The following is a 17,802-nucleotide window of genomic DNA, read 5'->3' as shown; positions in this document are numbered from 1 at the left end:
TCATGTTGAAGTCGAAATCGGGCCGCCTTGGCGCCCTGATGCTGGCCCTGGCCATCGCGGCCCCGGCCCATGCCGAAACGCTGCTGAACGTCAGCTATGACCCGACGCGAGAGTTGTATCGCGACGTGAACGCGGCATTCGCCGAAAAATGGGCAGCCGAAGGGCACGAGGCGCCGACCATTGAGACCAGCCACGGCGGGTCGGGCGCGCAGGCCCGCGCGGTCATCGACGGGCTGAACGCCCAGGTGGTGACGCTGGCTCTGGCATCCGACATCGACCGCATCGCCGAGGCCGGCAAGCTGCCCGCCGACTGGCAGTCGAAACTGCCGCATAATTCCAGCCCCTATACCTCGACCATCGTCTTCCTGGTGCGCGAGGGGAACCCCAAGGGCATCCAGGACTGGGGCGACCTGGTCAAAGACGGGGTCGAGGTGATCACGCCGAACCCCAAGACCTCGGGCGGCGCGCGCTGGAACTATCTTGCCGCCTGGGCCTGGGCCGAAAAGAACGGCCAGGATCCGCAGGCTTTCGTGGGCGATCTTTACACCCATGTGCCCGTGCTGGACACCGGCGCGCGCGGTTCGACCACCACCTTCGCGCAACGCGGTATCGGCGACGTGCTGCTGGCCTGGGAGAACGAGGCCTATCTGGCGCTGAAGGAAATCGGCGAGGATCAGTTCGACATCGTCGTGCCCTCCGTCAGCGTTCTGGCCGAGCCGCCGGTCGCCATCGTCGAAGGCAACATCGCCAATGACGCACAGCGGGAACTGGCTACGGCCTATCTGGACTTCCTGTATTCCCCCGAAGGCCAGGCGCTTGCCTTCAAGCACTTCTACCGCGCCTGGGACGACAGCGCCGTCGCCCCCGAGGATGTGGCCCGCTTCCCCAAGCTGGATTTGGTCAGCATCGAGGATTTCGGCGGCTGGAAGAAGGTGCAGCCCGAACATTTCGGTGACGGCGGGATCTTCGACCAGATCTATACGGCGAAATGACCATGACCGCGCGACCCCTGGTCCACAAGACGGCGATGCCCGGCCTTTCCCTGTCGGCGGGCATCACCCTGACGATGCTGTCCATCGTCGTCCTGTTGCCGATCGGCGCCCTTCTTCTGAAGGGCGCCAGTTTCGGCCTGACGAACGTGCTGGAAGTCGTGGGACGAGAACGGGTGACGGCCTCGCTTTACCTGTCCTTCAAGCTGTCCCTGCTGGCGGCCCTGTTCAACCTGGTCTTCGGCGTGCTGCTGGCCTGGGTGCTGGTGCGCTATCGCTTTCCGGGCAAGCGGCTGCTGGATGCGGCGGTGGACCTGCCCTTCGCCCTGCCGACCGCCGTGGCGGGGATCGCGCTGACCGCGCTTTACGCGCCGAACGGGGCGTTCGGCAGCCTTGCGCAGGCAGTTGGCCTGAAGATCGCCTATACCCAAGTTGGCATCTTCATCGCCCTGGTCTTCGTGGGCCTGCCCTTCGTGACACGCACCGTCCAGCCGGTGATCGAGGAGATCGAGCAGGAGGTCGAGGAGGCCTCGGCCACCCTCGGCGCCTCGCGCCTGCATACGCTGCGCCATGTGATCCTGCCGATGCTGATGCCCGCCGCGCTGACGGGCTTTGCCCTGTCGCTGGCCCGCGCTGTCGGCGAATACGGATCGGTCATCTTCATCGCGGGCAACATCCCCCTGCGCACGGAGATCGCGCCCCTGCTGATCGTGATCCAGCTTGAGGAATTCAACTATGACGCCGCAGCCGCCATCGGCATCGCCATGCTGGTGATCTCTTTCGCGATGCTGCTGGCGATCAACCTGATCCAGATCGTCAGCCGAAGGAAGATGGGCCATGTCTGATACCGCCCTGCCCCGCCCCGCCTTCCGCGCGGCGACCGACGAGGCCCCGCTGCTGCGCATCGCCCTGATCGGCATCGCTGTCGCGGGCCTGGCCGTCCTGGTCTTCGCCCCCCTGGCGGTGGTCTTCGCCGAGGCGCTGAAGCAGGGATGGTCCGCCGCGATCCAGTCCCTTGGCAACCGCGACGCGCGATCCGCGATCCAGTTGACGCTGCTGATCACCGCCATCGCCGTGCCTGCAAACGCCGCCTTCGGCATCGCGGCCGCCTGGTTCATCACCAAGTTCGACTTTCGCGGCAAGGCCTTCCTGATCACGCTGATTGACCTGCCCTTCAGCGTCAGCCCGGTCGTGGCGGGCCTGTGCATCGTCCTGCTGTTCGGCGCCAATTCCGCCATCGGCGGCTGGCTGGTCGCCCATGGCTGGCCCATCGTCTTCGCCATCCCCGGCATCGTGCTGGCGACGATCTTCGTGACCTTCCCCTTTGTCGCCCGCGAACTGATCCCGGTGATGATCGAGCAGGGCCGCGCCGAGGAAGAGGCTTCACTGACGCTTGGCGCGTCGGGCTGGCGGACCTTCTGGTCGGTGACGCTGCCCAATATCCGCTGGGCGCTGCTTTACGGCACACTGCTGTGCACCGCACGCGCCATGGGCGAATTCGGCGCGGTCGCGGTCGTGTCGGGCAAAATCCGCGGCCAGACCGCGACCATGCCGATCACCATCGAGATGCTGTACAACGAATACCTGTCCGTCGCGGCCTTCAGCATGGCCGCGCTGCTGACCGCGCTTGCGCTTGTCACCCTGCTTCTGAAAACCATCCTCGAGCTGCGTCACGCCGACCAGCTTGCCGCCACCCGCCGCCATTAAGGGGAACCGTCCATGCATATCGACATCGACGAAATCGCCAAGACCTTCGGCGCCACCACCGCGCTGCGCCCCGTGTCGCTGAACATTCCCTCGGGCGCGCTTGTGGCGCTGCTGGGGCCGTCGGGTTCGGGCAAGACCACGCTGTTGCGGATCCTGGGGGGGCTGGAATTCCCGACCTCGGGGCGGGTGCTTTTCAACGGACAGGACGCGACCGGCATGACGGTGCAGGAACGCCGCGCGGGCTTTGTCTTCCAAAGCTATGCGTTGTTCCGGCACATGACGGTCTTCGACAACATCGCCTATGGCCTGCGCGCCCGCCCGCGCGGCCAGCGTCCCCCCAAGGCCGAGATCACCCGCCGCGTCACCAAGCTGCTGGACCTGATCCAACTGCCCGACATCGCGGGCCGCTATCCGACGCAGCTGTCGGGCGGGCAGCGTCAGCGCGTGGCCCTGGCCCGCGCGCTGGCAATCGAACCCCGGATGCTGCTTCTTGACGAACCCTTCGGCGCGCTTGACGCCAAGGTCCGCAAGGAACTGCGCCAGGGCTTGCGCGACATCCATGACGAAACCGGGTTGACCACGGTTTTCGTGACCCATGACCAGGACGAGGCGATGGAACTGGCCGACCTGGTGGTGGTGATGTCGATGGGCCGGATCGAACAGATCGGCCGCCCGCAAGACATCCGCAGCAAGCCCGCCACCGAATTCGTGCGCGACTTCATCAGCGCCTGATCGGCGTCAGCCCTGCAGCAAGGCCTTTGCCGCCCCCGTGGCGGCATCGGTGATCCGGTCGCCCGACAGCATCCGGGCGATCTCCTCGACCCGTTCGGGCGGCGACAGCGCCGCCACGGTGGATGTCGTCATGTCGTCATGCACCGACTTCGACACCCGGAAATGGTTCGCCCCAAGCGCCGCAACCTGCGGCGAATGGGTGACGACCAGAACCTGCGCATCGTCGGACAGCCGCTTGAGGCGGCGGCCCACGGCATCGGCGGTCGCCCCGCCCACGCCCCGGTCGATCTCGTCGAAGATCAGTACAAGCGCGTCGTTGCCGCGCGCCAGACAGACCTTCAGCGCCAGCAGGAAGCGCGACAATTCCCCGCCCGAGGCGATCTTGTCCAAGGCGCCGGCCGGCGCGCCGGGATTGGTCGCCACGGTAAAGGCCACGTCGTCGCGCCCGTCGGGGCCGGGTTCGCCCGGCGTCACGAGCGTCTGGAAGACTGCGCGTTCCATCTTCAAGGGCGCCAGTTCGGCGGTGACGGCACGATCCAGCGCAATGGCGGCTTCGATGCGCGCGCGCGTCACCTCCTCGGCTTCGGCGTCATATCGGGCCTCGGCATCTTCGACCTGCCGGCGCAGGGCGGCGATCTGGGCCTCTCCGGCGTCGATCTGACCCAGGCGGCCGCGCAATTCATCCGCCAGCCCGGCCAGGTCGTCTGCCAGGACATTGTGCTTGCGGGCAAGGGCGCGCAGGGCAAACAGGCGTTCCTCGGTCGCTTCAAGCTGGGCGGGATCCACGTCAAGCGCGGACAAGGCATCCTCGACCCCGCGATGGGCCTCGCCCAGTTCGACAAGCGCGCGGGACAGCGCGGCCAGTGGTTCGTCCAGCCGCCCCTCGGCGCGGTCGGACGCGCCTTCCAGCCAGCGGGTCGCGTCCAGCATCGCGCCCTCGGCCCCCTCGCCGCCCAGCATCTTCAAGGCGCGCGCGACATCCTCGCGGATGCGGATCGCGCCCTGCATGGCGCGGCGGCGGGTGTCCAGCGTCGCCTCCTCGCCCGCCTCGGGCATCAGGTCGTCCAATTCGGCGACCGCGTGGCGCAGGAAATCCTCCTCGGCGCGGGCGGCGGTCAGGCGTGCCTCGGCCCCATCCAGGTCGCGCCGCGCCGTGCGGCGTGCGGCCCAGGCATCGCGCAACGGGGCAAGGTCGATGGCGCCGAAAGCGTCAAGCAGCGCCCGATGGCCGCGCGGGTTCAGCAGGCCCCGGTCGTCGTGCTGCCCGTGCAGTTCGACCAGCGTTTCCGACAACTGCCGCAATACCTCGCCCGAGACGCGGCGGTCGTTGACATAGCCGGTCTTGCGCCCGTCACCCCCGTTCACCCGGCGCAGGATCAGATCGTCGTCCTCAAGCTCGATCCCCGCATCCGCCAGAACGGCGCGGGCCGGATGGCCTGCGGGCAGGTCGAAGACCGCCGTCACCTCGCCCTGCTGGGCGCCCTGGCGCACCAGGTCGGCCCGGCCGCGCCAGCCCAGGACGAAGCCCAGGCAGTCCAGCAGGATCGACTTGCCGGCGCCGGTTTCCCCGGTCAGCACGTTCAGGCCCGGACCAAAGGCCAGATCCAGCCGGTCGATCAGCAGCATGTTGCGGATGTCCAGCGATCTCAGCATCGGTTTATCCTTGCAGGGCGGTTTGCACCCTAACTCAAAGCCACCGGCCCTGGATCATCTGGCGATAGACATTCGTCAGCCAGTTGTCGCCCCGCGCCTCGGGCGCCAGCCCCCGGCCGCGCAACTGGCCATAGGCATCCTGGTAGAAGGGCGAGGACTGGAAGTTATAGCCCAGAATCGCCCCGGCCGTCTGCGCCTCGTCCGTCAGACCAAGCGCCAGATAAGCCTCGACCAGCCGCAGCAGCGCCTCGGGCGTCTGGGTCGTGGTCTGGAACTCCTCGACCACGACGCGGAAGCGGTTGATGGATGCGGCATAGTGCCCGCGCTTGAGGTAATAGCGCCCGATCTCCATTTCCTTGGCCGCCAGATGGTCGAAGGCCAAGTCGAATTTCAGGATCGCGCTGCGGGCATATTCGCTGTCGGGATACTGTTCGATCACGCTGCGCAGCGATTGCAGCGCCTGGAACGTCAGGCCCTGGTCGCGCCCGACCTCGTCGATCTGGTCGTAATAGGACAGCGCCAGCAGATATTGCGCATAGGCCGCGTCCTCGTCACCCGGATAGGTGTCGATGAAACGCTGCGCCGCGCCCCGCGCTTCCTCATAGTTCTGGGCGCGGTGGTTGGAATAGGCCTGCATGATCAGCGCACGCTTGGCCCATTCGGAATAGGGGTAAAGCCGCTCGACCTCGCTGAAATAGAAGACGGCGTCTTCGGGCTTGCGGCTGTTTTCCAGCTCGAATTCGCCGCGCTTGTAGATTTCCTCGGCGGTGAAGCGGTCCAGGTTCTGCCGCTCGCCCGAGCCACCACCCCTGTCGCACCCCGTCAGCACCAGACCCGCCAGAATCGCCGCCATCACGGAAGCCGAGAATTTCGAGCGCGCCATCGTCACCTGCCTAAGACTTCTTCCTTGCAGCAGCCCCGTCCCGGCCACGCTGCCCGGACCCTCTAGCACAGAACATCAGAGGGCGCAAAATGGCAATCCGTTGAATTTTGCCTGTGAATTCTGCCGCTGCCTGACGTCGGGGAAGGCCGCGCTCAGGCGGCCGCCCAGGTCGTCGCCGCCAGGTCATAGGCCGCGACACCCGCGCCCGGCAGGCGGTTTTCCAGGGCCGGCGAACAGGTTTCCCAGGTCCAGGCGGCAGGATCGGCGAACAATGCGCGCAGCAGGCGGTTGGTCATCGCGTGACCCGCCCGATGCCCGGTATAGCGCGCCAGCAGCGGCGCCCCGGCAAGCGCCAGGTCGCCCATGGCGTCCAGCATCTTGTGGCGCACGGCTTCGTCCGAGTGGCGCAAGCCGCCCGGCGACAGGACGCGCGCGCCGTCAACGACGACCGCGTTCAGATAGGTGCCGCCAAGCGCCAGCCCGTTCCTGCGCATCGCGTCCACATCCGCCTGACGGCAGAAGGTGCGGCTGTCGGCCAGTTCGCGCAGGAAGGCGCCATTGGCCATGTCCAGGCGCTTTTCCTGGTGGCCGATGGCGGCATCGGTGAAGTCGATCTCGAAGTCGATCTCCAGATGGTCGGCGGGGGACAGGCGGGCAAAGGCATCACCCTCGCGCACCTCGACCGGGCGCAGGACGCGGATGGCCCGCAAGGCGGCGTTCTGCAACACGATTCCCGCGCGCAGGATGCCCCGCACGAAGGGCGCGGCCGAACCGTCCAGGATCGGAACCTCGGGGCCGTCCACCGTCACCAGGGCGTTGTGGATGCCGGTGCCCGCAAGCGCCGCCATCACATGTTCGACCGTGGACAGCGTGGTGCCCTTGCCATCGTCCAGCAGGGTGCACAGCTTCGACGGCGTGACGTGATCCCACAGGGCGGGGATATCCACGGCAGGCGTCAGATCCACGCGGCGGAAGACGATGCCGTGGCCTGCGGGCGCGGGATGGATTTCCAGCCGGGCCGGGGCACCGGAATGAAGCCCGACACCCTGGAACGCCACCTTCGTTTTCAACGTCGCCTGCATGACAACCTGCCTTCTTCTCGTCTCGCGCCGAAATCATCCGTCGCTTTAACGGATGACCTAGGCCCAGGGCGCCAGGCATTCAATTAACGAATTGTAACGCCGTGAAACATTCGGCCGGAAAGGCTTGCGCCGGGTGGCGAGGTCGGGCGGGAAGAATTGATCGCAACATGAAAAAAGGCCGCACGAGGCGGCCTTTTCTGCATCAAGCATGTGACGCGGTCAGTTTGCCTGGCGGCGCAGGAAAGCCGGAATCTCCACATTGTCCTGGGCGGCGTCGGGGCTGGCCAGATCGTCGAAATCGGTTTCCTGCTGACGCGCACGAACGGCCACGCGTTCGTTCACGCGTTCGGAAATCGACGACGCGGCAGGCTTCGGCGCCGAGGCGTCGGAATGGCCGGCCATCCGTTCCAGCATCCGGCCCAGGCCCGCCATCCGGCTTTGCGTGCGAACGGGTTCGGCAGGCTGCGGCGCGGGCTGTGGCTGGCGTTCGCCCTTGTGTTCGACCGCACGGCGCAGACGCTCCAGCGTCTCGGGCGTGGCCTGGCCGCGCGAGGCACCCTGCGGCGCACGGGGCGCGATGAACCCCGCGTCTTCCTTGACGTTCAGCATCGCCGGCTGGGCAGGCTCGCGCCGCTGATAGGCGGGGGCGGGCATCTCATCCTCGATCCGCGCGGCAGGGGCCGGCGCGGAGGCTGCGACCGACCGGGTTTCCACGACCGGCGGGGCGACGCGGCGGGCGGGCAGATCGTCCTGCTGCGGCGCGGCCTCGGGCTTCTGGGCCAGCGAGGGATGCTGGGTCAGCGGTTCGGCCATGCTGCGGCGGGGGGCGGGAACTTCGGCGGCCGCGACGGCGGCGTCGATGCCGGTCGCCACGACGGACACGCGGATCGAACCGTCCATCTCGGGATCCAGCGTCGAGCCGACGATGATGTTGGCGTCGCTGTCCACCTTGTCGCGGATGACGTTGGCGGCCTCGTCCAGTTCGAACAGGGTCATGTCATAGCCGCCGGTGATGTTGATCAGCACGCCCTTGGCGCCGTTCAGGCTGACCTCGTCCAGCAGCGGGTTGGCGATGGCGCGTTCGGCGGCTTCCTGGGCGCGATTCTCGCCCGAGGCTTCGCCGGTGCCCATCATCGCCTTGCCCATCTCGTCCATGACCGACCGGACGTCGGCGAAGTCGAGGTTGATCAGGCCCGGCTTGACCATCAGGTCGGTCACGCCCTTGACGCCCTGGTACAGCACGTCGTCGGCCATGGCGAAGGCTTCGGTGAAGGTGGTCTTTTCGTTGGCGATGCGGAACAGGTTCTGGTTCGGGATGATCAGCAGCGTATCGACGACCTTGTGCAGGGCCTCGATGCCCTCGTCGGCCTGGCGCATCCGCTTGGTGCCCTCGAACTGGAAGGGCTTGGTGACGACGCCGACGGTCAGGATGCCCATCTCGCGCGCGGCCTGGGCGATGATCGGGGCGGCGCCGGTGCCGGTGCCGCCGCCCATGCCGGCGGTGATGAAGCACATATGCGCGCCCATCAGGTGATCGACGATGTCCTCGATCGTTTCCTCGGCGGCCTTGGCGCCGATGATGGGCTTGGCGCCCGCGCCCAGACCCTCGGTCACCTTGGGGCCCATCTGGATGCGATTGGTCGCGCGCGAGCTGGACAGCGCCTGCGCGTCGGTGTTGGCGACCACGAACTCGACCCCGTCGAGGTTCTTCTCGATCATGTTGTTGACCGCGTTGCCGCCCGCGCCGCCGACACCGAAGACGGTGATACGCGGCTTCAGTTCGTCGTCATCGTTCATCATCAGATTGAGGTTCATGGTTCCGCCTGTTTTTTGCTATGTCGATCGGGTCATGTCCTGCCGCCCGTCGAATCCCTCGTCGTCCCAAGGCAATCCTAGCGGGCGGGTGGTCCTGCGTCACTGGAAAAACGCGTGAAATCCGCAAAATCTGGCGTTATTCGCAGGTTGTTTCGGCGGTATCTTGCCAATACCTCTGGATGTGGTGGCGCCGCAAGGGCGCCACACATTCCGTGTCAATGGCTTACCAGTTGTTCTTGAACCAGCGGTAAGCACGGCGCAGGCTGCGAGCCGGATAGGTGTTCGCCGGCATCTCGAAATCCCACCACTCGTCCTGCGGGTGCGCGGCGAACAAGGCCAGTCCGACCGCGCTGGAAAACCCCGGATCGGTGAACTGATGCGCCAGCCCGTCGATGCGCAGGGGCCGTCCGCAGCGGATGTTCGGACCCAGGATGCGCGCCGCCAGGCCGTCCAGGCCAGGGATCTGGCTGCCTGCGCCGGTCAGCACGATCTGCTGGCTGGGCATCGAATCGAACCCCGCCGCGTCAAGCACCTCGCGCACGCCTTCCAGGATTTCCTCGACCCTGGGGCGCATGATGCCGATCAGGTCGGCGCGGCTGACCGACCGGCGGCGCCCGTCCCAGTCATCCGAGCCGCCGTCGATTTCCAGCATGTCGCGATCATCGCGGCCGGTCGCCTCGACCCCGCCGCTGAGGGTCTTGAGGCGCTCGGCCACGGGCAGGGGAACCCGCAAACCCTGGGCGATGTCCTGCGTGACCAGTTGCCCGCCGATCTTAACATTGTCCGCGAAGATCATGTGTTTCTTGACAAAAATCGACACGCCCGTGCCGCCCCCGCCAAAGTCGATGCAGGCCGCGCCCAGTTCCTGTTCATCCTCGACCAGGGCCGCGCGGGCCGAGGCATAGGAGGCCGAGGCGATCCCGGCCAGTTCCAGGTCGCAGCGGCGGATGCACTGGACCAGGTTGCCGATCACGTCGCCATCGACGGTCAGCACATGCATGTCGCAGGCCAGGCGGTTGCCGACGTGATCGCGGGGATCGCCAAGGCCGGTGCGGTTATCGACGGCAAAGTTGACCGGCTGGGCGTGCAGCACCTCGCGGCCACGGCCGAAGTCCGGCGCGTCGCAGGCCGCCAGCACCGAGGCCACGTCGTGATCCTGGACCCGGCCCGCGTCCAGCGTGATTTCCCCCGCAAGGCCATAGGATGCCGGACGGCCGCCCGACAGGCAGGCGATGACGTGATCCACGCGCACGCCCGCGACCTTCTGCGCCGCCGCGACGACCGTGCGGATGGCGCGTTCGGTTTCGGCCATCACCTCGATCTCGCCGCGCCGCATCCCCCGCGACCGGGTCGAGGCCGCGCCGATCACGCGGAAGTTGACCTGGCCCGCCATTGGCCCCACGCCGTCGGTCTCGCGGAACGTGCCGGTGCCGTCGAAGCGCAGGACCAGGCAGGCGATCTTGGACGTGCCGATGTCCAGGATCCCGATCACCCCGCGCTGCAGGGCGGCCCGTCGGATGTTCCGCATCGCCCGCTGCGTTTGATAAAGTTCTGCCATCGCTTCAGCCCCCCTTCTTTTTTTCCTCTTCCTGCAAGACCTTGCCATCCGGTCCCAGCAGCGGCTCGCCCCGCGCTTCGCGGATGGTGTTGCGCGCGTCGATGCCCAGCCGCAGGACCGGACGCGACGGATTGCGCAGATCGACCGCGGTGATGTCGCGGCCCAGCATGTCCTGGGCACGGTCAAGCGCCATCGCGGCCTCCATCGCGATCACGGCGCCGGTCGCGGGCAGCATGATCCGCTGGCCGTGATCCAGCATCAGATCCCAGCGGCGTTCCCCCCGGCGCACCAGGCCCCGCACGCGCGGCAGGATCGGCCCGGCGGCGTCCATTAGGGCCAGGGCCTCGGGGACCGCAAGATCGGCGCCCTCGCCCGCGATCAGGGGCAGGTCGGGGCGCACGTCGCGCGCGGTGACGGATGCGACGCGGTGGCCGTTCCGGTCCAGGATCTCGATCCCGCGGGCATGGCGCCACAGGATCGCCGGTTCGCGTTCCTTGACGACGGCCGACAGGATCCCGCCCGGCTTGATGCGCAGGTCGATCGATTCGATCACGTCAAGCTGCATCACCTGCAACCGCAGCGCCGTCAGGTCGATGTCGAAGCTGGAGGCGGGCAGATCCACCGGCAGCATCGCGCGCAGCGCCTTGTCCACCACCGGGGACGCGCCCTCGACCACCATGGTCGTGACCTGGAATTCCTCGCGGCTCTGGACCTTCCTGACCACCTGATGGACGCCGTCCGTCAGCACGGCGCGGCGATCCTCGTCCGCCAGCCACAGCCCTGCCGTCATGGCGATCAGGAAGGCGGGCACGCCGATCCGCACCGCACGGCGCCAGATCGGGCGCAGCCACATGCGTTCAAGCCGGTATTGCAGGCGCGAGGGCGCGGGATCGCGCTTGACGGGCGGCGGCTGTCGGTTCGGGCGGTGGTCGATCACTTCGGGCACAGCGCGTCCTCGACCATCCAGCGCATCAGTTCGGGAAATTCTATTCCCGCATGGGCCGCCTGTTCGGGCGCAAGCGAGGTCGGCGTCATGCCGGGCTGGGTGTTCACCTCGAGGATGATCAGCCCGTCCAGGCCCCGCGTCTCGTCCCAGCGGAAATCGGTGCGCGACAGGCCCCGGCAGCCAAGCGCCCGGTGCGCGCGGACCGCATAATCCAGGCAGGCTTCGGCGATGTCGTCGGGGATGTCGGCGGGAATCACATGGCGCGATCCGCCGACCGAGTATTTGGCGGCATAGTCGTACCAGCCTTCGGTCACGATCTCGGTCACGCCAAGGGCGCGGTCGCCCATCACCGCCGTGGTCAATTCGCGCCCCGGCGCATAGGCTTCGACCATCACCTGCGCGGGCATCGTGTCGGCCAATTGCGGCGGCTGGTTGGCGCCGTCATGGACGATATAGACGCCCACGGACGACCCTTCGTCATTCGGCTTGACCACATAGGGCGGGGTCAGGACGTGGCGCGCGCGCACCTCGTCAGCAGCGGCGATCACGCTGTCCACGACCGGCAACCCCGCCGCACGCAGCGCATCCTTGGCCCGCGTCTTGTCCATCGCCAGGGCAGAGGCCAGCACGCCCGAATGGGTATAGGGCAGGTCCAGCCATTCCAGGATGCCCTGGACGCAGCCGTCCTCGCCAAAGCGGCCGTGCAGGGCGTTGAATACCACGTCGCAGCGCAGGCCCGCCAGCCGCGCGACCAGATCGGCGCCGCGTTCGGACCCCAGTTCGACCTCGATCACCTCATAGCCCGCCACCCGCAGCGCATTCGCGCATTCGCGCCCCGATGACAGCGACACCTCGCGCTCGGCCGAGGGTCCGCCCATCAGAACGGCTACGGTATGGGCTGTCCTGCTCGACCTGCCCGCCACGTCTTTTTCGCCTTTCGCCCCGGTTGATCCGGGATTTCTGTCCCCGCGCTGCCGGGTTGGACCCCGATCTGCGCTTATCGGGAAAGAATAGCTGATGCGCGGAAATCACAAAAGGAGAATTTTAGCTATCCGCTAAAGATTGTTGCGAAAATCGTTAATCAATTCTCGGTTGAATCGCCCAGGGGATCGCCGATCCGGATCACTTCCCATTGCAGATCGTGGCCGCTGTCCTCCAGCACCCGTCGGCGGACCAGTTCGCCCAGGGCCTCAAGCTCGGCTGCGGTCGCGCCGCCGGTGTTCAGCAGGAAATTAGGGTGCTTTTCAGACATCTGCGCCCCACCCCAGCTGTGGCCGCGCAGGCCCGCGCGGTCGATCAGCGACCAGGCCTTGAGGTCGTGGACATCGTCCGCCCGGCCCGTGGAGCTGAACCCCGCCGGATTGCGGAAGGTGGACCCGGCACTGCGTTCCCGGGTGGGCTGGGTTTCATCGCGCCGGGCCAGTTGGTCGGCCATCTTCTGATGCAGCGCATCGGGATCGCCGGGGGCCGCGCGGAACGTGGCCTCGGTCAGCACGCAGCCGGGGGGCAGTTCGGCGTGACGATAGGCAAAGCGCAACTCGTCATGGCCCAGCACGATGCGCTCGCCCTGGCGGGTAACGGCGCGGGCCTGGACCAGATGGTCGGCGACATAGCTGCCGTAGCAGCCCGCGTTCATGCAGACCGCCCCGCCGATGCTGCCGGGAATGGTGCGCAGGAAGGTCAGGTCCAGCCCACCATCCGCCGCCCGCCGCGCGACATGCGCGTCAAGCGCCGCCGCGCCTGCGGTGACGCAGTCGCCTTCGACCGTGATGGCGTTGAAGCCGCGCCCCAGCCGGATCACCACGCCCCGGATGCCGCCGTCGCGCACGATCAGGTTGCTGCCCACGCCGATGGGAAAGACCGGCATGGCCGGGTCCAGATCGCGCAGGAAATCGGCCAGGTCGTCTTCGTCAGCCGGTTGGAACAGCCAGTCGGCCGGGCCGCCGACGCGCAGCCAGGTCAGGCTGTCCAGGGGACGGTCGGGGGTCAGCGTGCCACGGGGGGTGGGAAGGTCGGTCATCATGGCGGTGTGGTAGCCAGCGGCGCGCCCTGGGTCAACCGGCGGGTCAGACCAGAAGGGCGGCGATCACCGAAAGGGCGGACAGCGCGCAAAGGCCCCATACATCCCAAAGACGCGCAGGGGGCCAGTCGGAATCCGAGGCAATGCGACGGCGGGTCGCATCATGCACCCATCGCAGGGCCGCGCCGAAAGCCACGGAACCCGCGGCCAGCAGCGGCAGCAGGGCGATGATCGTGGCGAACAGCGCGGAGTAGTCGGATTTCCGCGAACCGATCAGCCAGCAGACCCCTGCCCCGGCCAGAAGCGCGGCCAGTGCAAGCAGCAAGGGGCGAAAGGATCGTGCGGCCATGCGGGTGGCTCCGGTCCAGACGGACCACAGCACCACAAGGGCGACACCCAGATAGAAAAGGATCACGGGGCCGCCCGGCTCCGCGTCCTCAGCGGCAGGCGGACCAGCACAAGCACGCCCAGCGTCAGGAAGCCGATGCCCGCCAAGGGGCCGCAGGTATAGGTCAGCCAGCCCAGGATCGGCACGCCCGTGGCGATCAAGGCCCACAAGGCGCGCTGCCGCTGGCGCGGGCGCAGGGTTCGGGCCAGCCGCGCCAGAAGCAGCCAGCCCATCACCACAGCCAGTGCCAGGACCGCCGAATGCATCATGCGGCCCGTCCTTGCAGCCGTTCCGGCAAGCCGTTGGCCCATGTGGAAATCGTGCCCGCCCCCAGGCAGACCACCATGTCGCCGGGCCGCGCCTGTTCGCGGACCAGACGTTCCAGGTCGTTCTCGTCTAGGATGGCGCGGGCGTGGCGGTGGCCATGCGCGATCAGGCCCGCCACCAGGTCGTCGCGGGTGGCGCCGGGGATCGGATCCTCGCCTGCGGCATAGACTTCGGCGATGGCGACCACGTCGGCCTCGTTGAAGCAGGTGCAGAAGTCGTCGAACAGGTTCGACAGGCGCGAATAGCGGTGCGGCTGGTGGACGGCGATCACGCGGCCCTTGGTGGCCTGGCGCGCGGCCTTCAGCACGGCGGCGATTTCGACCGGATGGTGGCCGTAATCGTCGATGATGGTGACGCCGTTGATTTCCCCCACGCGGGTAAAGCGCCGCCCCACCCCGCCGAATTTCGCCAGCGCCTCGCGGATTTCCGCCTTCTTGATGCCCAGATGGCGGGCGACCGCCACGGCCGAAAGCGCGTTCGAGACGTTGTGGTCGCCGGGCATGGGCAGGGTGCAGCCCTCGATCATCTCGACATCGCCCGTCTCGGTCGGGCCCTCGCCCTGCAGCGCGATGTCGAAATGCGCGATGCCGTTTTCATAGCGCAGGTTCATCGCCCGCACATCGGCCTGGGCGTTGAAGCCGAAGGTCACGACGCGGCGGTCGGTCAGCTTGCCCACCAGGGCCTGCACCTCGGGGTGGTCGGTGCAGCAGACGGCAAGGCCATAGAACGGGATGCCGGAGGCAAAGTCATAAAAGCCCTTGCGCAGCGAATCGAAGCTGCCCCAATGCTCCATATGCTCGGGGTCGATGTTGGTGACGATGGCGATATCGGCAGGCAGGCGGTTGAAGCTGCCGTCGGATTCGTCGGCCTCGACCACCATCCATTCCCCCGCGCCCGCCCGCGCGTTGGACCCATAGGCATGGATCACGCCGCCGTTGATGACCGTGGGATCCAGCCCGCCCGCATCCAGCAGGGTCGCGACCATCGTGGTGGTCGTGGTCTTGCCGTGGGTTCCGGCAATGGCGATGTTCGACTTCAGCCGCATCAGCTCGGCCAGCATCTCGGCCCGGCGGACAACGGGCAGGCCGCGGCGGCGCGCTTCCTCAAGCTCGGGGTTGCCCTTCTTGATCGCGGTCGAGATCACCACCACGCCCGCCTGGCCGATATTCTCGGCCCGCTGGCCTTCGAAGACGCGGGCGCCCAGGGTTTCCAGCCGGTCGGTGATCTTGGACTTCTTCGCGTCGCTGCCCTGGACGTCATAGCCAAGGGTCAGCAGCACCTCGGCGATGCCCGACATGCCGATGCCGCCGATGCCGATGAAGTGGATCGGCCCCAGTTCATGCGGCAGTTTGGTGGCGGCGTTCATCGGGCAATCTCCGTGACAAGGTCGTACAGGCGCCGCGCCGCGTCGGGGCGGGCAAGAAACAGCGCGGCGGCGGCCATCTGGGCCGCGCGGGCGGGGTCGTTCAGGATCGCGCGGATGTCGCGCGTCAGGCCGGGGGCGTCAAGCACCGATTCGGGATGGATCAAGGCCGCGCCCACCTCGGCCAAGGCCTGGGCATTGGCGGTCTGGTGATCGCCGGCGGCGGCGGCATAGGGGATCAGGATCGCGGGGCGGCCGATCACGGTGATGTCGGCCAGCGACGATGCGCCCGACCGGCTGATCACCAGTTGCGACCGCGCCAGCCGTTCCGGGACATCGGTGAAGAAGGGCTGCACCTCGGCATCGATGCCCGCCTCGGCATAGGCGGCGGCGACGCGGTCGGCGTCCTCGGGGCGGGCCTGGTGGCTGACATGCAGGCGGGCGCGCATGTCGCCCGGCAAGGCGGCGATGGCGGCGGGAACCACGTCGGACAGGACGCGGGCGCCCTGGCTGCCGCCGATCACCAGCAGATGCAGCGGCCCATCCCCCGGCGCGGCATAGGGGGCCGCTGCGTGGTCCAGCACGGCTTGGCGAACCGGATTGCCGGTATGGACGCCGGTGATGGCGTGGGGCAGGTCGGTGGGCCAGGTGCCGCAGGCGACGCGGTGGACGCGGGGGGCGAAGACGCGGTTCACGCGGCCCATCACGCCGTTCTGTTCGTGGATCATGCGCGGCACGCCCATCGACAGGGCCGCCGACATGGCCGGGATCGTCGGATAGCCGCCGAACCCGATCACCACGGCGGGACGGTTCCTGCGAAACGCCGCCCGCGCGGACAGCACGCCGGCGGCGATCTTGACCGGCGCGGTCAGCTTGCCCGCAAGCCCGCCGCGCGCGGTGGTCGCGGACCGCACGATGCTGCGTTCGACCCCTTCGGGAAAGCCGCCCGCATAGCGCGCGCCCCGGTCGTCGGTGGACAGGCGGACGCGCCAGCCTTCGGCCAGCAGCAGTTCGGCCAAAGCCTGCGCCGGGAACATGTGGCCCCCGGTTCCCCCGGCGGCGATCAGGGCCAGGGGTGCATCTGCCGCCACGCTCATCCCCGGCCCCTGCGCAGGATCTCGGCCAGTTCGCCCTGGGGGCGGGTGCGGGTCAGCGCAAGCAGCATCCCGGCGGCGATGCCCGATGCGATCACCGAGGATCCGCCATAGCTGACGAAGGGCAGCGTCATCCCCTTGGCGGGCAGCAGGCGCACGGCCACGCCCATGTTGATCAACGCCTGCACGCCGAAGGCGCAGGCAAGGCCCGCCCCGGCGATGCGCGCAAAGGGATCGCGTTCGCGCAGCAGGCGCAGCAGCGATCGCACCACGATGGTGCAGTAAAGCGTGATCACCGCCAGGACCATGACGGTGCCGTATTCCTCGGCCGCGACGGCGATGATGAAGTCGGTATGCGCGTCGGGCAGCGACCATTTCACGCTTCCCTCGCCCACGCCGACGCCGAAGAAGCCGCCGTCCTGGATGGCCTTGGTGGCATAGCCGATCTGCGTGCGCGGGTCGATTTCGGGGTTCAGGAAGCCGTTGATGCGGCGCGCGAAGTGTTCGGACGCGCCATAGGCGAAGACGCCGCCCACCAGGGCCAGCCCCGCCACGGACAACAGGAACAGCATCGGCGCACCGGCGATGAAGAACATCACCAGCCAGGAAAACAGCACCAGCGAGGCCTGGCCGAAGTCGGGCTGCAGGGCCAGCAGGATGACGACCACCATGGCGGTGATGAAGGAATAAAGCCTGCCCGGAGGACCGCCGACCATTTGCGCGGCGGCCATGAACCAGGCGCAGATGGCGACGAAGCCGGGCTTCAGGAACTCGGACGGCTGCATCGAGATGCCGGCGATGGACAGCCAGCGGGTCGCGCCCTTGCCGTGATCCTCGCCGATCAGGGGCAGAAGCAGGATCAGCACGAAGGCCGCCGCAAAGCCCATCACGCCGATGCGCCGGATCTGGCGGGGCGACATCATCGAGATGACCAGCATGGTCACAAGCGCCATGGCCCCGAAGACCGCCTGCCGCTGGACATAGTAGAACCGCGGCAGGTCGTTCTTTTCCGCCAGCGGAACCGACGCCGCCAGCCCCAGCAGGATGCCGATGGAAAACAGCCCCAGCACGCAGGCCAGGGACCACTTGTCCAGCGTGCGCCACCAGCGTGGAAGAATCGGGTCGCCCGCCCGTACGGGCGTCGTGCCAAAGACCATCTCGGTCATGGGGATACCGCCGTCACTGCCTCTTGTTTCGCCCGTTTATCCGGGTCTGCCGGTCAGCATAGCGCGAAAATCGGGTCCG

At 67.7% G+C, this 17,802-nt stretch carries 17 protein-coding genes; 4 read left to right on the top strand and 13 right to left on the bottom strand.

The annotated features are described in order from the left end of the window. The first annotated feature begins 2 nt into the window (after nt 1-2). Genes CK944_RS02515 through CK944_RS02500 form a run of 4 tightly spaced genes read left to right on the top strand, consistent with a single transcriptional unit; the run spans nt 3 to nt 3,428 of the window. Nucleotides 3-992, top strand: a complete 990-nt coding sequence (locus CK944_RS02515) for a sulfate ABC transporter substrate-binding protein (protein ID WP_103171691.1) — start codon at nt 3-5, stop codon at nt 990-992. A 2-nt stretch (nt 993-994) separates the two neighbouring features. Further along, nucleotides 995-1,834: a sulfate ABC transporter permease subunit CysT gene (gene cysT / locus CK944_RS02510; RefSeq protein ID WP_370463856.1), complete on the top strand. Its 840-nt coding sequence runs from the start codon at nt 995-997 to the stop codon at nt 1,832-1,834. Continuing rightward, nucleotides 1,827-2,696: a sulfate ABC transporter permease subunit CysW gene (gene cysW, locus CK944_RS02505; RefSeq protein ID WP_103171455.1), complete on the top strand. Its 870-nt coding sequence runs from the start codon at nt 1,827-1,829 to the stop codon at nt 2,694-2,696. Before cysT ends, cysW begins: the two co-directional genes overlap by 8 nt. Nucleotides 2,697-2,708: 12 nt before the next feature. Beyond that, on the top strand, nt 2,709-3,428 hold the full coding sequence (locus CK944_RS02500) for a sulfate/molybdate ABC transporter ATP-binding protein (protein ID WP_103171454.1): 720 nt from the start codon (nt 2,709-2,711) through the stop codon (nt 3,426-3,428). A gap of 6 nt (nt 3,429-3,434) precedes the next feature. Here the strand turns inward: CK944_RS02500 and recN are convergent, their stop codons facing one another. From recN to ftsW, 13 genes are all read right to left on the bottom strand, one after another. After that, nucleotides 3,435-5,081 (bottom strand): DNA repair protein RecN, encoded by a 1,647-nt coding sequence (gene recN / locus CK944_RS02495; RefSeq protein ID WP_103171453.1) that lies wholly within the window; start codon nt 5,079-5,081, stop codon nt 3,435-3,437. Nucleotides 5,082-5,115: 34 nt separating this feature from the next. Then, the gene (locus tag CK944_RS02490; RefSeq protein WP_188715173.1) at nt 5,116-5,934 is read right to left on the bottom strand and encodes an outer membrane protein assembly factor BamD; all 819 of its coding nucleotides are present in this window, start codon (nt 5,932-5,934) and stop codon (nt 5,116-5,118) included. A gap of 182 nt (nt 5,935-6,116) precedes the next feature. Then, nucleotides 6,117-7,046 carry a UDP-3-O-acyl-N-acetylglucosamine deacetylase gene (gene lpxC, locus CK944_RS02485; protein ID WP_103171451.1) on the bottom strand — a complete coding sequence of 310 codons (930 nt, stop codon included), beginning with the start codon at nt 7,044-7,046 and terminating at the stop codon, nt 6,117-6,119. A 219-nt stretch (nt 7,047-7,265) separates the two neighbouring features. Then, complete coding sequence (ftsZ, locus tag CK944_RS02480) at nt 7,266-8,861, bottom strand: cell division protein FtsZ (protein WP_103171450.1); 1,596 nt, start codon at nt 8,859-8,861, stop codon at nt 7,266-7,268. A 223-nt stretch (nt 8,862-9,084) separates the two neighbouring features. Continuing rightward, nucleotides 9,085-10,419: a cell division protein FtsA gene (gene ftsA, locus CK944_RS02475; RefSeq protein ID WP_103171449.1), complete on the bottom strand. Its 1,335-nt coding sequence runs from the start codon at nt 10,417-10,419 to the stop codon at nt 9,085-9,087. Between the two features lie 4 nt (nt 10,420-10,423). Further along, entirely contained in the window at nt 10,424-11,365 is a 942-nt protein-coding gene (locus tag CK944_RS02470) for a cell division protein FtsQ/DivIB (protein WP_229665138.1), read from the bottom strand. Further along, nucleotides 11,353-12,243: a D-alanine--D-alanine ligase gene (locus tag CK944_RS02465; protein WP_229665143.1), complete on the bottom strand. Its 891-nt coding sequence runs from the start codon at nt 12,241-12,243 to the stop codon at nt 11,353-11,355. Before CK944_RS02465 ends, CK944_RS02470 begins: the two co-directional genes overlap by 13 nt. Nucleotides 12,244-12,446: 203 nt before the next feature. Next, on the bottom strand, nt 12,447-13,388 hold the full coding sequence (gene murB, locus CK944_RS02460; protein ID WP_103171447.1) for a UDP-N-acetylmuramate dehydrogenase: 942 nt from the start codon (nt 13,386-13,388) through the stop codon (nt 12,447-12,449). Nucleotides 13,389-13,431: 43 nt separating this feature from the next. Beyond that, a complete protein-coding gene (locus CK944_RS02455) occupies nt 13,432-13,800 on the bottom strand; it encodes a hypothetical protein (protein WP_103171446.1) in 369 nt (122 codons plus the stop codon). Further along, nucleotides 13,797-14,042 carry a DUF2484 family protein gene (locus CK944_RS02450; protein WP_103171445.1) on the bottom strand — a complete coding sequence of 82 codons (246 nt, stop codon included), beginning with the start codon at nt 14,040-14,042 and terminating at the stop codon, nt 13,797-13,799. The genes CK944_RS02455 and CK944_RS02450 overlap by 4 nt, the downstream gene beginning before the upstream one ends. Continuing rightward, complete coding sequence (murC, locus tag CK944_RS02445; RefSeq protein ID WP_103171444.1) at nt 14,039-15,466, bottom strand: UDP-N-acetylmuramate--L-alanine ligase; 1,428 nt, start codon at nt 15,464-15,466, stop codon at nt 14,039-14,041. Before murC ends, CK944_RS02450 begins: the two co-directional genes overlap by 4 nt. After that, complete coding sequence (locus CK944_RS02440; RefSeq protein ID WP_103171443.1) at nt 15,463-16,560, bottom strand: UDP-N-acetylglucosamine--N-acetylmuramyl-(pentapeptide) pyrophosphoryl-undecaprenol N-acetylglucosamine transferase; 1,098 nt, start codon at nt 16,558-16,560, stop codon at nt 15,463-15,465. Before CK944_RS02440 ends, murC begins: the two co-directional genes overlap by 4 nt. Then, the gene (gene ftsW / locus CK944_RS02435; protein ID WP_103171442.1) at nt 16,557-17,723 is read right to left on the bottom strand and encodes a putative lipid II flippase FtsW; all 1,167 of its coding nucleotides are present in this window, start codon (nt 17,721-17,723) and stop codon (nt 16,557-16,559) included. Before ftsW ends, CK944_RS02440 begins: the two co-directional genes overlap by 4 nt. Nucleotides 17,724-17,802 lie beyond the last annotated feature (79 nt).

The sequence above is a fragment of the Paracoccus sp. SY genome (genome assembly GCF_002901215.1).
GTDB lineage: Bacteria > Pseudomonadota > Alphaproteobacteria > Rhodobacterales > Rhodobacteraceae > Paracoccus > Paracoccus acridae.
Note: the sequence above shows the minus strand (reverse complement) of the source record. Positions and strands in the feature narration are given on the sequence as shown.

Bases quoted from the DNA above. Each gene is read 5' to 3' on its own strand.
- CK944_RS02515 (WP_103171691.1), top strand. From the start codon at position 3: ATGTTGAAGTCGAAATCGGGCCGCCTTGGCGCCCTGATGCTGGCCCTG.
- cysT (WP_370463856.1), top strand. From the start codon at position 995: ATGACCGCGCGACCCCTGGTCCACAAGACGGCGATGCCCGGCCTTTCC.
- cysW (WP_103171455.1), top strand. From the start codon at position 1,827: ATGTCTGATACCGCCCTGCCCCGCCCCGCCTTCCGCGCGGCGACCGAC.
- CK944_RS02500 (WP_103171454.1), top strand. From the start codon at position 2,709: ATGCATATCGACATCGACGAAATCGCCAAGACCTTCGGCGCCACCACC.
- recN (WP_103171453.1), bottom strand. From the start codon at position 5,081: ATGCTGAGATCGCTGGACATCCGCAACATGCTGCTGATCGACCGGCTG.
- CK944_RS02490 (WP_188715173.1), bottom strand. From the start codon at position 5,934: ATGGCGGCGATTCTGGCGGGTCTGGTGCTGACGGGGTGCGACAGGGGT.
- lpxC (WP_103171451.1), bottom strand. From the start codon at position 7,046: ATGCAGGCGACGTTGAAAACGAAGGTGGCGTTCCAGGGTGTCGGGCTT.
- ftsZ (WP_103171450.1), bottom strand. From the start codon at position 8,861: ATGAACCTCAATCTGATGATGAACGATGACGACGAACTGAAGCCGCGT.
- ftsA (WP_103171449.1), bottom strand. From the start codon at position 10,419: ATGGCAGAACTTTATCAAACGCAGCGGGCGATGCGGAACATCCGACGG.
- CK944_RS02465 (WP_229665143.1), bottom strand. From the start codon at position 12,243: ATGGGCGGACCCTCGGCCGAGCGCGAGGTGTCGCTGTCATCGGGGCGC.
- murB (WP_103171447.1), bottom strand. From the start codon at position 13,388: ATGATGACCGACCTTCCCACCCCCCGTGGCACGCTGACCCCCGACCGT.
- CK944_RS02450 (WP_103171445.1), bottom strand. From the start codon at position 14,042: ATGATGCATTCGGCGGTCCTGGCACTGGCTGTGGTGATGGGCTGGCTG.
- murC (WP_103171444.1), bottom strand. From the start codon at position 15,466: ATGAACGCCGCCACCAAACTGCCGCATGAACTGGGGCCGATCCACTTC.
- CK944_RS02440 (WP_103171443.1), bottom strand. From the start codon at position 16,560: ATGAGCGTGGCGGCAGATGCACCCCTGGCCCTGATCGCCGCCGGGGGA.
- ftsW (WP_103171442.1), bottom strand. From the start codon at position 17,723: ATGACCGAGATGGTCTTTGGCACGACGCCCGTACGGGCGGGCGACCCG.